Origin of the sequence: Roseofilum sp. SBFL, assembly GCF_017746885.1 — a bacterium.
Lineage (GTDB): Bacteria > Cyanobacteriota > Cyanobacteriia > Cyanobacteriales > Desertifilaceae > Roseofilum.
Genome location: NZ_JAGHZH010000025.1, coordinates 16,116 through 30,569, shown reverse-complemented (window position 1 = coordinate 30,569; position 14,454 = coordinate 16,116). Strand labels below are relative to the sequence as shown.

Sequence of the window (14,454 nt, the reverse complement as noted above, 5' to 3'; positions counted from 1 at the left end):
CTGTATCCCTATTCCCTATTCCATTCCCTATTCTCTGACTTCTGCAATAAGTCTAATTTTGTGCTTCAAAATCATCTTCTCGCAATTTTGCTGTTCCATCAGCTTGTAAGACCCAAAGTTCCTTATGAATAACACCACTAGCTTTATTCATTTTCCATTGGGAAGTTAATATTGCACTGGTTTCATCAACGATGTCGATTTTGGGTTCGATATATTCCACCTCAGAAAACCCATCTTCAATGAGCTTTTGCCAAAATTGTTGGATTTCTTCGCGACCTGTAAATGTACCAAATGGTCTGGCATACATCACTGCTGTTTCCTCATATTCATTAGCACAGCCTGCTGCCTTCCCTGAATTAAACGATGATTGCCACCGTTTGCTGGCTTCATTGACTATTTTAAGTAGATTTTCTTCCTCCATATCCTATTCCCTCACTTTTAGTTAATTTGCTACCATATAACGGTCAGTTCAATTTTGTATGACTGATTCAGTCTCTTAATTATCACAGATTTTATTTCCTGTCAAGAATTTTCAGAATCCCTAATCAGGGATACCGAGGTATTGTGTTACTAGACCTCTGGCATAGGTCAGCAGAAAATGAATAGTAATGCAGTAATCATATATTCTTATAATTATTGCCTTGTGCCTTGTGCCTGACTTCTGCAAGAAGTCTCATGACTCCCCTTGACAAGTAAGTTACAGTGTTAACTTGTTCCCCTTAAATGACTCATTACCTATGACATTAAGCTTGTGCATTATTGTTAAAAATGAAGAGCAGAATCTTCCCGCTTGTCTGAAAAGTGTAAAAGATGTGGTCGATCAAATGGTGGTGTTGGATACCGGCTCAATCGATCGCACCGTGGACATCGCCAAGCAATGGGGGGCACAGGTTGAATACTTTGAATGGTGCAATGATTTTGCGATCGCCCGTAATGAGTCCCTCAAATATGCACAGGGAGACTGGATTTTAGTCTTAGATGCCGACGAACACTTGAATCCTAGCGCAATTAACCCCCTAAAACAGGCCATAACCTCTGAAGAGCATTTAGTCATTAACCTCATTCGTCATGAAATTGGAGCGACTCAATCTCCCTATTCTCTGGTTTCTCGTCTGTTTCGCAATCATCCCCAAGTGCAATTTACCCGCCCCTATCATGCGATTGTGGATGATTCCGTCGAAGCACTGTTAAAAACAGAACCCCATTGGAAAATTGGAAATTTACCCACGATCGCGATCGATCATTATGGCTATCAACCGAGTATTATTGCCGCTCAAAACAAGGCAGAGCGCGCAAAACTCGCCATGGAAGCCTATTTAAGCGAACACCCGCGAGACCCCTACACTTGCAGCAAATTAGGCGCACTCTACAGCCAAATGGGAGAGGTAAAACGGGGAATTGAAGTATTGAAAAGTGCCCTTTCTCAGGAAACCACCCATTTAGTCCGCTTTGAACTCTATTATCATTTGGCACTAGCCTACACTCGCCTGGAAAATAGTCCCAAAGCCATCAAATATTATCAACAGGCGATCGCCCTAGATATTTTTCCCCCCTTAAAACTGGGTGCTTATAATAACTTGGGAAACTTGCTCCAGGCTCAAGGAAACCTGGGGAATGCCCTATTAATGTACCAGAAAACCGTAGAAATCGATCCCACGTTTGCGAAGGGTTACTTTAACCGAGGGATGGCATTTAAGACTTTAGGAAAACTCGACAGTGCGATCGCTGCCTATCGCAAAGCCATACAATATAATCCCCAATATGCCCAAGCCTATCAGAACCTGGGAGTTGCCTATCTCAAAGGTGGAAACGTTCCTGAAAGCTTAAAAGCATTTAAAGAAGCGATCGCTCTTTACAAAGGCATCAATCCCAAAGAGGGGGAGAGACTTCAACAAGAACTCGCCACCATGGGATTTACAGACCTGTAATCGTGCAATCCGAAGCATCGGAAATCACTCGGAATCCTTTTTTGCTCGCAATTCTTAATCAGAAGTCATCAAAAATACCTATTCTGGCCATGAGTTGCCCTCACGAACATGTTAGAATTAAAGCCTAATTTGGAGATCAATCGCCGTCAGTTTCTGATATTAACCCGTTTGTTTTCGACATCAATCGGTATGTCAATCGCCGTATCGAGTTGCGATCGCCTATTGAATCCCCGAGCCTCCCAACCATCAGACAATCATCTGGTTAACATTGGTTACATTCCCATTACGGACGCGGCTCCATTACTAGCTGCCTACGACAAAGGCTTTTATCGTTCTGAAGGTCTGGAAGTCTCCCCTCCCCAAAAGTATCATTCTTGGGATACTCTCTCTCACGCCTTTATCAACGGCGACGTGAACGTTATTCACTTATTAATGCCCACAACAGTATGGATACGCTATGGTCTCAACATTCCCGGAAAAGTTGTTGCTTGGAACCATACAAATGGTTCGGCGATTACCGTCTTGCCCAACATCGATCGCCCCAGCCAGTTAGGGGGGCAAACCATTGCCATTCCCTCTTGGTATTCTATCCACAATATTGTCCTGCAACTTCTCTTGCGTCAATATGGTTTAGAGCCTATAGTGAAACCGACTCATGTAAACTTGAAACCTAATCAGGTACAGTTGGCAGTCTTCCCTCCTCCAGATATGCTTTTAGCTCTCTCTAAGGGGGATATTTCTGGGTATATTGTGGCAGAACCGTACAACGTGGCGGCGGAGACAACAGGAACTGGCAAAGTGTTACGCCTTACCGGAGATATTTGGAAAGATCATGCCTGCTGTGTAGTCTTTATGCATGAAGATGACATTCGAGATCGCCCTGAATGGACACAAAAAGTGGTTAATGCTATTGTGAAATCACAACAATGGTCTCGGTCAAATCGTTTAGAATTGGCACATCTTCTTTCTCTCGATGGAAGTAAATATATGCCCTATCCTGTATCCGTTCTAGAACGAGTCTTGAGCTCCTACGATAGCGATTACTACACTCGCACAGGAGCGATGATTCATCCGGAGTGGCGATCGCAGCGGATTGATTTTCAACCTTACCCCTTTCCATCGTATACGCGATCGTTGCTCGAGCAGCTTAAACAAATATTGATTCAAGATAACATTTCTTTTCTAGAACAATTGTCTGCTGATTTCGTTGTCGAAGATCTAGTCGATGATTCTTTCGTTAAGCAAGCCTTAATGAAAGTAGGCGGCCCGCAAGTCTTTGGTCTATCTTTAGATTTATCTCGTACTGAAGAAGTCCATATTTAATATAGCAACCCATAATGGATAGGTTTAGGTTACTGAAAGATTACATTCAGTCAAAATTTAGTGCTATATGGCGAACCATTGCTATTGAGCATTTGCTTCGCTACAGCTTGATTACATTAGTAACCCTCAATTTAGTAATTGTTGGAGTGATTGCCATCGAATTGACTCGACAAACTCAGGAACAACGAATTAGCGAGCTACAAGAAGAACGCTCCCTATCTGTAGCGAATAAAGTCAGAAGTCGATTAGACGATCTACAAAAAGAATTAAGCTATCTACAAAAAATACGCAGTTTAACTGAGATCGATCCAACCATTCAACATCGTCTGTTGGAAGGGTTGACACGGCAAAATGATGCCTATGAAATGATCGCTATTATTAATGAAAAGGGTAATGTATTAACCGCAATTGCACCCTATTCATCGGCAGATCCCATAGATGTTGTACGATCTTCAATCGCCAAGCAGGAAATTACTACGGCAATACAAAAACAAACGCTATATTCTCAGCGCATCACATTTGATGAAGATTTGCATGTTCCGGTCATGACCTTAGTTCTTCCCTTGCAAAATCTTAATGGACAACCTCAAGGCATTTTAGTGGCAACGATTAATCTCAATTTTCTCGTTTTTATTGTCGCACAAGTCCAGATTGGACAAACGGGTTATGTTTATATCTTGGACGAAGACAATCGAGTGATAGTCAAACAACTGACAGCAGAGGAAGCTTACAAAGAAATGAAGTTAGCTCCTCTCAACAACCCGTCCTTAATTACAACCTTAAATACCCAAATAGCCGGTTCAGTTACTATTTATCAAGGATTTCGTAACCTCCCCGTATTTGGAAGTAGTGCTTTTGTTTATGGTGTGAATTGGCGTGTAATTGTTGAATTACCGACCTCAGAAGTTTATGCTCCCCTTCGTCGTTTAGTTGTCGTTATCTTGCTGGTACTAGTGATAGCCATATTTATTTCTACTTTATTGAGTATTAAAATCGCTCAAATCCTCGTCTCTCCTCTGGAAATATTAACTCAGGCAGCTAATGAAATTAGTAATGGTAGCTTTTGTACTCGATTGACTTTCAAGCAAGACAATGAATGGGGAGTCTTGGCCAATGCATTTAATTCAATGAACGATGAAATACAGTTCTCTTTCCAAAAAATGGAAGTTAAAAATGCAGAACTTTCTGATGCATTATCCAAGCTACAAAATACTCAACTACAACTTGTTCACAATGAAAAAATGTCCAGCCTCGGCCAATTGGTAGCTGGAATTGCTCATGAGATCAATAATCCTATTAGTTTTATTTATGGAAATCTGATTTATACAGAGAGTTATGCAGAAAACTTGCTGGATGCCATTGCGATGTATGAATCCGCTTATCCAGATCCCGATAGGGCAATTGCAGAGAAATTAGAAGAGATTGATATTGATTTTATCAAGAAAGATTTTCCTAAACTCCTAAAATCAATCAAAATGGGGTCTAATCGTGTCCGTGATATTGTTGATTCTCTCCGCAATTTTTCCCGTCTTGATGAAGCGAATATGAAGGAATCTAATATTCATGAAGGAATTGATAATACCCTGGTTATTCTGCAAAACCAGATAAAATATAGTGGCGATCGAAAAGCGATTGAGATTGTCAAGAATTATGAAGATTTACCCTTGATTGAATGTTATCCAGCACAACTCAATCAAGTCTTTATGAATCTCCTGAATAATGCGATTGATGCCCTGGAACCATTCCGTCATTCAGGAGGCGAGCGATCGCCTCAAATTTTTATTTCTACATCCCAGGAAGAACTGGGAAATATTGTCATTCGTATTGCTGATAATGGTTCTGGGATTCCTGATGAGATAAAACAACGGATTTTTGACCCGTTTTTTACAACTAAACCGATTGGGCAAGGCACAGGATTGGGGTTATCCATCAGCTATCAAATTATTACCCAAACCCATAACGGAACGCTCAAATGCGATTCAAATGTAGGTGAAGGCACAGAATTTAAAATTACTATCCCCGATCGCATCGTACAGGCGGGTGAGAATATGGGCTAGGCCATCAACATGAATAGGGACTACAGCTAAGGATAGAACTCAGAGTTAACGCTATATGATACCCTTATTCCTACAGCGGATTGAGGAATAAGCGGATGTTCAAACGCCTAGCGATCGCCACTCTGATGGCATTAACGTTTATGTTGACCAGTTGTGTTGGAGCCACGAGTGGACTGCAACAGTATGTCAATGCCACCAAAGGATATGAATTTTTATACCCCAATGGTTGGGTTGCGGTGAAAGTGAGTGGGGGGCCGGATGTGGTCTTTCACGATCTTGTGGAGAGAACGGAAAATTTATCGATCATTATTAATCCGGTGGAGGGAAACCAAGGATTAAGCGATTTAGGAACACCGACAGAAGTGGGATATGACCTCTCAAAAACGGCGATCGCCCCTGAAAGAACAGGACGCAGTGCAGAACTGGTGAATGCCGGTTCTAAGACTCTTGGCGATCAGCTCTATTACTTATTAGAATACGAAGTCAATATTCCCGATCAACCCATGCGCCATAATCTCACCAGTGTGGCGGTGAGTCGCGGAAAATTGCTCACGTTTAGTTTATCAACGACCGAAAAACGTTGGCAAAAACTCCATACTCTCTTTGAACAAGTCGTTCAATCATTTAACGTTTATTAATCATGACCATTCCTCCCTTGGTCTTAGCTTCTGCGTCCCCAGCTCGGTTGCGCTTACTCCAACAAGCGGGAATTTTTCCCCAAGTGCATCCGAGCCATTTTGATGAGTCCCAAGTGCAAAGCTCAGACCCAGAAACCTTGGTAAAAGCCTTAGCCCAACGCAAGGCAGAAACGATCGCCCCAGAGTATGAAAAAGGCGATCGCCTGCCCCTAATTTTAGGCTGTGATTCTGTCTTAGCCATCAACAATCAAATCTATGGCAAACCCGCGAGTGCAGCCGAAGCGATGACTCGCTGGCAGGAAATGCGCGGTCAACAAGGATCTTTATATACGGGCTATGCTCTGTTAGACTTGCAGCAAAAAAACTCTGTAATTACCGCAGAAGTGACCACAGTTCACTTTGCTTGGGTGAGCGATCGCGCTTTAAGAGCCTATATTGCCACCAAAGAACCCCTTAACTGTGCCGGAGCATTCGCCATTGAAGGTAAAGGGGGTTTATTTGTCGAGCGTATAGAAGGCTGTCATATGAACGTCATTGGCCTGAGCTTACCTTGCTTGCGATCGATGGTCGATCGATTGGGCTACGACATCACCCAATGGTGGGAACCATCAACCCATTAAACCTGTAATCCTCTAAGCTTGCTACACTAAAAAAAGAACCAGCAATCGACAATACTCGGCAAACGTTGGGAATCAATATGGCGAATGAACAAGCCTCCAATAAATTAGTCCAGTTTCCCAAAACTGTGACCTGGGAAACCGACCTGGCGCGTCTATGTGGAGAAGATGAGTTATTTCGCGATCGCTATCAACTCTATAAACTCCTGGGAAGAGGTGGCTTTGGAGTCACTTTTTTAGCCAAAGATTTAGGTGCAACCCAACAGCCCTGGTGTGTGATTAAACAACTTTGTCCTAAAGTAAAACACCCTAAAGGACTCGAACGGGCCCGTCGTTGCTTTCGCCGAGAAGCTAGAATTCTCAGCCAATTAGGTAACCATCCCCAAATTCCACAAATGTTCGATTATTTTGAGGAAAATGGAGAGTTTTATCTCGTTCAAGAATACATTCAGGGGCGAACTCTTTCCCGTGAGATTCGACATCGAGGGCCATATTCTGAAGCCTTAGTGAAATCTTTTTTGCTGGAAATTTTACCCCTATTGAAGTTTATTCATGAGCAAGGAGTCGTCCATCGCGATATTAAACCCCCTAATATTATTCGCCGACACAGTAGATCGGAAGCCTCCCCAGGAGAGTTGGTTTTAATCGATTTTGGAGCAGTCAAAGAGTTAATCCGAGAAACCGAATCGAATCATACAATAACGGCTACTGCTTCTACTGCTTTTGTAGGAACTTTTGGCTTTTCTCCCCCCGAACAGTTAGCCTTACGCCCCACCTACGCCAGCGATCTTTATGCCCTAGGAATTACTTGTGTTTATATGCTAACAGGGAAATTTTCCGCTGATGATGAACTGCCCCATTTTCGTCCTAAACAATGGTGGCGTAATCAAGTAGAAGTTAGCGATCTTTTAGCCGATGTTGTTGATAAAATGTTGGCGGTGGATCTCAAGGAGCGATATAGTTCAGCCCAAGAGGTTCTTACCGCTATTGATCTAGCCCCCCATCTAGAACATTTGAATGAATGTCTCACCCATCAAGCCCAACCCGAAGAACCGGAATCTGAGGAATATGTATCTCCAGCCCAGCGCCGCGCTCAAGAAATTCGAGCGCGTATGGAACGTTTGCAAAAACGGCAAAAGTTGGGGAATCACCATTTCCCCAAGCATTGGTAGCTTAAATTTGGTAAACAATCTGGCATTGGGGTTCTTGTGTAGAAACTTCAATGCTGTTTCTACATCATTTTTATCAATATTGACTGATAAAACTGAAAATCCCCTGGTCGCTTTTACCAGGGGATCTTAGAGGTGGAGATAGAGGCAAGTAATTAAATCTCTTGCATAGGGGTCAGAAAACGAATCGTAATAGACTCATCGTCTATTCTGATGACGATTGCCTATTGCCCAACTTCTGCAAGAAGTCTATTGAAATCCCAATGAGCAAAACCCACCGTTATAGAGTTCGTTGCGTTCGCGTTCCAATTGGGAAACTAGGGTACGATCGCCTTTATCTTGGGCTACTTGCAAACGGTGTTCCAGACTTTTGAGTATATTCTGACAATGGGCAGCAGCCAGTTCAATGGTCAATTCTGATTGAGCGGACTGGAGCTGACGCGTTGGGCGTTGTAAACCGGGATAAGTGGGTTCGTCGCATTGGTGGGTTTTATACTCGATCCCACGGTATCTTAAATCCATCGGCGATTGAGGGATAGGAAGGTGTCTGGGATAGCGATTTACCCGATAGGTACGACCCCGATATTTGGCCATCAAATCTTCTTCTTCTATGTCGATTGGTAGGGGCTTACGGTTGTATTCTATACCGCGATAAAAGAGTTTCATGAGTCTTTCCTTTTCTTAGTTTTGAATGAATCAGAGAATTTTGAAATCGTTTTTTTATTTCTGTATCTATCATGACATTTCAGGATGAAGTTTGGGTGTGATTTAAATTAAGATTAAGTTAAAAATTATAAAGTTAATCTAAAGTCTTTGGAGATGAGTGAAAATCGGGACAACAACAACCAAAAACATAGACTTTTAGAAGTTATCTGTTCTGGCTGTTGTTTATTTTCTACTGCAATCGGAGCTAAGATTCTTTAGCTTCTAAGGCTTCGACCCGACTTTTTAAGGTTTGATTGGTTTTCTTCAACTGCTCGATTTCTTGCCGTAAGGTGTCCATCGCGCTATTCGAGCCGATCGCCTTCTGCACTTTTTGCAGGGCTTCTTCTGCTCGACGCTGCACCCGCCCATCTGCGGTAGAAGAGGCGATCGCCTGTAAAATCCCCATCGCTTTTGCTGTTTTCATCCCTCCCAAAGCCTGGATCGCTGCCATTTGGGTTAAGAAAAACGATTCAGACGATAGAGCATCCAACCGTGCTAACACCTCTTCTACCTGAGCTTCATCTTGACCGGAGGATGCCACACCTAAGGCACGAATGGCACTTAAACGTAGAGGTTGGGGAATACCGAGGTGGGTATACTCTAGAATCACCTCCAAAGCTGCTTTAGAGCGATTCATTTGGCTTAATCCGGCGATCGCCCCACTGCGAACCACCTCATTCCAACCCGCTTTCGTTTCCAAAACTGTCTTGAGTAGTTTAATCACCTTACGGGGCTTAGGCATCTCTCGATCCTTGAGAGCAGCGATCGCCCCCAAAACCTTAACCACAGAAGCTTCCACTTGATAAGACGGATCGCCATTAACCAAAACCGACTTCAGCACCTTATAACTCGCCTTAGTTTTGATCGTCCCTAACGCTTCAATAATCGCCTTACGGACTCTAGCATCCCCATCTTGCAAGCCCACTAACAGAGCCTCAAATACCTGATCCAGGCGAATTTTACCCAAACCTCTGGCTATTTCCACTCGCACTCCCCAAAAGTCCTCCGTTTTTAATGCTTCAGCTAAAGCCTGAACTACGGGTAAGGTTCCTTTCTTCACTAAAGCGTTAATAGCATAAATGCGAGAAATCGGATCGGGATCGCAAGCCAACTGAGCCTTTAATTCAACCACAGGATAGTCCAAAACCACCGTTTTCAAATAGCGATTCCCCACATCAAAACTGATAAACTTAGGCCTCTCATCTAAGGGGAAATAAAAACTCTCTTCCACTTGATGAATTCTCACCGTATGGGAATTAACGAAAATTTCAGGCGCTTCACCTTCCTGTTCTGAAGGATTGACATAGCCAAAACCAATAGGGATTTTCAAATCAAAGAGAGACTTTTCATCCTCTTTAGCTTGGGTTTGGACTACCGTTACCTTCGCCAGCTTACGATCTATATCCCAACTGTAGCTGACCTTAAAATCGGGATGTCCCCCGCGATAGACATATTGATCGAATAAAAACAGGAGATTGCGCCCTGTAGCTTCTTCAATGGCTCGCAGTACATCCACTGTTTCTACCGTACTATGGGCATGATTGCGAACAAAGGTTTGTATAGCTTTGAAAAATAAATCATCGCCCAATTCTGCCCGCATCATATGGTAGACACAGGCTCCTTTTTCGTACAAATGGCGATCGTAGAGTTCAATCGGCTCCCGATAGATATGAGTGACCATGGGGCGACGATAGCGGGTTTTATCTTCTTGTAAATAGCTTCGTGCTTCTCTGAGGTAATAATAGGCAGCATCTTCTGCTCCATATTCTTGTTCGGTCCACAGCACTTCACAATAGGAAGCCATCCCTTCTTTAATCCAAGCGTGAGACCAATGTTTAATCACCACTAAGTCCCCAAACCATTGGTGGGCAAGTTCGTGGGCGACTAAACTTTCGGTAAAGGGATGATCGAGTAGAGATCGTTTATCCAGTAGACAGCGATCTGTTAAGAGTGTTGTCGAGGTATTTTCCATGCCGCCAAAGATAAAATCAGCGACACAAACTTGGGCATATTTGGGATAGGGATAGGGATAATCAAAGATGTTACTAAAGAAGTCGATCATGCGTGGCGTTTTGCCCATACTTCTCTGGGCATCATTTTTACGGTCTTTTTCCACATAGTAAAGGACGGGGGTGTTTTGCCACTTGTCTTTGATTTCTACAAATTCGCCTATGGCTAAAGTCATCAAATAGGTCGGATGAATTTCTTTTTGAAACCAATGATAAATTTTGGTCTTGCCTTCAGTTTTTGTGTCAATCAGTTCCCCATTGGAGATCGCCATATATTTGGCGGGGACTTGAACTCGAATTTCTGAAGTAGAAAGTTGTCCGGGGTAGTCTAGACAAGGGAACCAGTAGCGGGAGTCTTCATCTTCGCCTTGAGTCCAAACTTGGGTCGGTTTGCCAGGATAATCAGTATCAGGATGAATGAAATAGAGTCCTCTTTGGGGACGATCGACTCGATAGACAATGTTAATTTCTAGGATTTGTTCCGCTTGAGTGGGGAGATCTAGGTGGATGTGGAGTTTTTGCCCATCGTAGTCAAAGGATTGGGATTTGTGGTTAATTTTGACATTCTCGATGATTAAGTCTACTGCGTCTAGGGAGAGGGTTTCAATACCTGTGCGAATGGGTTTGAGATGGAGAGTACAGGAACCACTATATCGAGAGTGAGGAATGTCTAAGACTAAATCTAAAAAAATATGTTCGATTTGTCCGGGGCGATCGGGGGTATAGTGAGGATAGGAACCGGGAAGTTGAAAGGATTTACGTTTGGGTTTTTCGGTATCGAGGAAGGATTTTAACAGTTCAGACATGCACTTAGAGTTGAGATTAGGAGTAACCTTTTAGTTTAATACAGTTTTTAGGGTTTGGAACACGCAACTGGGGACTACTAATCTAAGATGCCGGTTAAGATTTCTAGCAAAAGAGTTAATTCTTCTGGTACAAGATAGCGCTTTGCCCTAGCGAATAGGATTGTGGTACATGGCTTTGAGGATTTAATAGTATACTCCATAACAGCACAAAGTGTGTATCTTATACGGAACAAGAGGAAACATGGCAAGACCACTTTACCGATCGCTCTTCTCTTCGGGTTTTTCCTTTATTCTTTCTTTATACATAGGCTCTAAGACAATATCCAGGGGTTTACGACTGGAATGACTTGAGCGCTCTTGGTCATAAATTTGTTCGAGAATTGGACGAAATTAGTCCCTTGGGACTAATTCATTGAGTTGAGACAGAAACGGCTTTTTATTTTTTCCTGGCGATTTTCCCCGTCCCAAAGACTTGTTTGACCCATGATCTTTTTTGATTATATCTTTTTGATTATCTCATAAATTTAGGCTATAGTCAATTAATAGCAGTGCCCTTATTATTTCCCGTTTTTAATCACTCAGGTCATTCGGATATGCGGGGCACTTTAGGTTGGCAATTCGGGGGAATTGACTGATAATCAAGTTTCCTTAACTTCCCAAGCTTACTATAAATCCTGCTTATGTTGCTTCACTTCTCCTCTTTACTTTTTCTTTAGGAATCAGCTCTAATAACTAAAAATTAATCATTCTCGATCGCTGCGTCTGCACTCCCTTCAACTCCCCGTGTTCTCCCATTCCTCCATCCGCCCATTCCCTCACTCTCCAAAGTTTGATACAATAGTTAGTTATGACCTTACGATGGGGTCACAGTTTTTGGCGATCGCACATGAGAGACAAAGAACCCCTAACGTAATGGGGTATCGTATTTCAGTCCCATAACCGAGGGTTCAGGCTAAAGCATAGAACTTGGCCGTCGGTTGTGCAGTAAACGAGGGTCACGCTCTTTTCCCCCTGCGATCGGCTGGCGGCGAGCAACCCAGAACACCAGCGAGACAAATTGAATGTGTAAGCTGCTTACCTATTACTGACATGCATAATTTGAGGAAATTGGATGCCAAAGCAAATTATTATCGCCGAGCAGCATAGATTAGCTGCTGTTTTTGAAGAAGATCAAATCCAAGAACTTGTAGTCGCCACAGGAAGTCATCAAGTCGGAGACATTTATCTCGGTAGCGTAGAGAACGTCTTACCAGGTATTGATGCAGCCTTTGTGAATATTGGCGATGCCCAAAGAAATGGATTTATTCATGTGACAGATCTGGGCCCTCTGAGGCTCAAACGAGGCTCAGGGTCAATTACGGAGCTACTGGTTCCCCAACAAAAGGTATTGGTGCAGGTGATGAAAGAACCCACGGGTTCTAAGGGGCCGCGCTTAACCGGTAACATTACCATGCCCGGTCGTTATTTGGTGCTGATGCCCTATGGACGAGGGGTGAACCTATCTCGGCGAATAATGGGGTCTCAGGAGCGATCGCGCCTACGTGCCTTAGCCATTCTGATTAAACCGACGGGGATGGGCTTGCTGGTGCGCACCGAAGCCCAAGGCATGGCTGAAGAAGCCATTATGGAAGACCTGGAAGAATTACTCAGCCGCTGGGAATCGATTTTAGCCGAAGCGAGTTCCGCCGTTCCCCCAGCCTTATTGGGTCGAGATGATGATTTTATTGTCCGCGTCCTTCGGGATATGTACACCAATGATGTCAATCGCATTGTGGTGGACTCCCATACCGGTCTCAAGCGGGTGAAACAACAAATTATTAACTGGAATGCCGGTAAAATTCCGCCGGGTATCTTGATTGACCATCACCGGGAAAAGAACTCGATTTTGGAATATTTCCGGGTGAATGCAGCCATTCGAGAAGCCCTCAAACCCAGGGTGGACTTACCTTCCGGAGGCTATGTGATTATTGAGCCAACGGAAGCCTTAACGGTGATTGATGTGAACTCTGGCTCCTTTACCAGTTCAGCCACTGCCCGTGAAACCGTACTGTGGACAAACTGCGAAGCGGCCACCGAAATCGCCCGTCAACTGCGTCTGCGCAATATTGCCGGTGTGATTATTGTCGATTTTATTGACATGGACTCCCGCAAAGACCAGTTAAAGGTACTGCAACATTTTGAAGAAGCGCTCTTAGCAGATAAGGCTCGCCCCCAAGTGGCTCAACTTTCAGAGTTGGGTTTAGTTGAATTAACTCGTAAACGCCAAGGGCAAAATATTTATGAGCTATTTGGCCATACCTGCAAAGTTTGTAATGGTTTAGGGCATTTAGCTACTCTGCCAGGAGAAATCGAAGACTCCCCCTCTGCTTTACCCGATCGCTCCTATACCGTAGGACGGGAAACGCCAACTCCAGAGCGCTTTTCTGAAACTCCGGCTCCCACGCTTAAGCCAGACTTTTCTAATGATTTTGGCTCTAGCTCTGAGTCCAGCTCCAGTTATGGAGAACCGTCATCCCTGCGAAGTTCTGCGGGTATGGATGAGATGGGAGAAGGCTTTGCAGTCGATGAGGAGGCGATCGCCAGACGGACTCGCCGCCGCCGACCCGATACCAAAGATTCGGGGGGATATGGGTATCAGGAGCCGTCCTATCGCAGTGGAGCTGATTTGTCAGTGACCACCACCCTCCATGAAGGATCGCGGCCTTCTGATGTTCGTTTCTCCTCTCGCAAAGATTATTGGGATAAACCCACTAATCCCCGTAAACGTATCGGGGGAAGATCGATCGATGCTCCTCCAGAGGTAGTCAAGGTTCCCATGACCAGTGAAGAGCAAAATGTCTATGCTTTAATGGGCATTTCCCCTCTGGTGTTGTTGCCTGATGGAGAAAACAAAAACCCAAAATCAACCATTGTCCAGGTTAGTTCAGTAGATGCCCATGATTCTGAGGGTTCGACTGCAACCCTGGTGGCTACCCCAGAGACTCGGGAAGAGATCGCCCCAGATTCAGAGGAAACCGCTAAAGAAGAAGGCAATTGGGGATGGATGTCTCCGACTCTGGAACAGAAAGACCTGAGTAGCCCAACTTTACAGGAAGAAGCGCTCGATGAGGGAAGCGTTGCAGAAGAGGAGACAGATGAGGAAGTCCTAGAACCTCGTCGCCGTCGTCGCCGTCGCTCTTCTGCGGATTCAGAATAATTCATC

At 44.0% G+C, this 14,454-nt stretch carries 10 protein-coding genes; 7 read left to right on the top strand and 3 right to left on the bottom strand.

Going from position 1 to position 14,454, the window contains the following annotated elements; genetic code table 11:
- Positions 1-52: 52 nt before the first annotated feature.
- Positions 53-421: a hypothetical protein gene (locus tag J7545_RS02365; protein WP_318702276.1), complete on the bottom strand. Its 369-nt coding sequence runs from the start codon at positions 419-421 to the stop codon at positions 53-55.
- Positions 422-737: 316 nt separating this feature from the next.
- Between J7545_RS02365 and J7545_RS02360 the strand changes: the two genes are divergently transcribed.
- The 6 genes from J7545_RS02360 (at position 738) to J7545_RS02335 (ending at position 7,735) form a co-directional block, all read left to right on the top strand.
- On the top strand, positions 738-1,928 hold the full coding sequence (locus J7545_RS02360; RefSeq protein ID WP_318702277.1) for a tetratricopeptide repeat protein: 1,191 nt from the start codon (positions 738-740) through the stop codon (positions 1,926-1,928).
- A 108-nt stretch (positions 1,929-2,036) separates the two neighbouring features.
- Entirely contained in the window at positions 2,037-3,251 is a 1,215-nt protein-coding gene (locus tag J7545_RS02355; protein WP_318702279.1) for an ABC transporter substrate-binding protein, read from the top strand.
- A gap of 14 nt (positions 3,252-3,265) precedes the next feature.
- On the top strand, positions 3,266-5,308 hold the full coding sequence (locus tag J7545_RS02350; RefSeq protein WP_318702281.1) for an ATP-binding protein: 2,043 nt from the start codon (positions 3,266-3,268) through the stop codon (positions 5,306-5,308).
- Between the two features lie 95 nt (positions 5,309-5,403).
- Positions 5,404-5,946, top strand: coding sequence for a photosystem II reaction center PsbP (gene psbP, locus J7545_RS02345; RefSeq protein WP_318702283.1), 543 nt, complete (start codon positions 5,404-5,406; stop codon positions 5,944-5,946).
- Between the two features lie 2 nt (positions 5,947-5,948).
- A complete protein-coding gene (locus J7545_RS02340) occupies positions 5,949-6,566 on the top strand; it encodes a Maf family protein (protein ID WP_318719078.1) in 618 nt (205 codons plus the stop codon).
- Positions 6,567-6,643: 77 nt separating this feature from the next.
- Positions 6,644-7,735: a serine/threonine-protein kinase gene (locus tag J7545_RS02335; RefSeq protein WP_318702286.1), complete on the top strand. Its 1,092-nt coding sequence runs from the start codon at positions 6,644-6,646 to the stop codon at positions 7,733-7,735.
- A 246-nt stretch (positions 7,736-7,981) separates the two neighbouring features.
- On the opposite strand, the gene J7545_RS02330 is transcribed toward J7545_RS02335, so the two are convergent.
- Together J7545_RS02330 and J7545_RS02325 are read right to left on the bottom strand one after the other, a co-directional pair.
- Positions 7,982-8,398 carry a DUF4278 domain-containing protein gene (locus J7545_RS02330; RefSeq protein ID WP_318702287.1) on the bottom strand — a complete coding sequence of 139 codons (417 nt, stop codon included), beginning with the start codon at positions 8,396-8,398 and terminating at the stop codon, positions 7,982-7,984.
- A gap of 244 nt (positions 8,399-8,642) precedes the next feature.
- Complete coding sequence (locus J7545_RS02325) at positions 8,643-11,252, bottom strand: M1 family metallopeptidase (protein WP_318719077.1); 2,610 nt, start codon at positions 11,250-11,252, stop codon at positions 8,643-8,645.
- A 1,111-nt stretch (positions 11,253-12,363) separates the two neighbouring features.
- Here J7545_RS02325 and J7545_RS02320 point away from each other — a divergent pair.
- Positions 12,364-14,448 (top strand): Rne/Rng family ribonuclease, encoded by a 2,085-nt coding sequence (locus tag J7545_RS02320; protein ID WP_318719076.1) that lies wholly within the window; start codon positions 12,364-12,366, stop codon positions 14,446-14,448.
- The last annotated feature ends 6 nt before the right edge of the window (positions 14,449-14,454 follow it).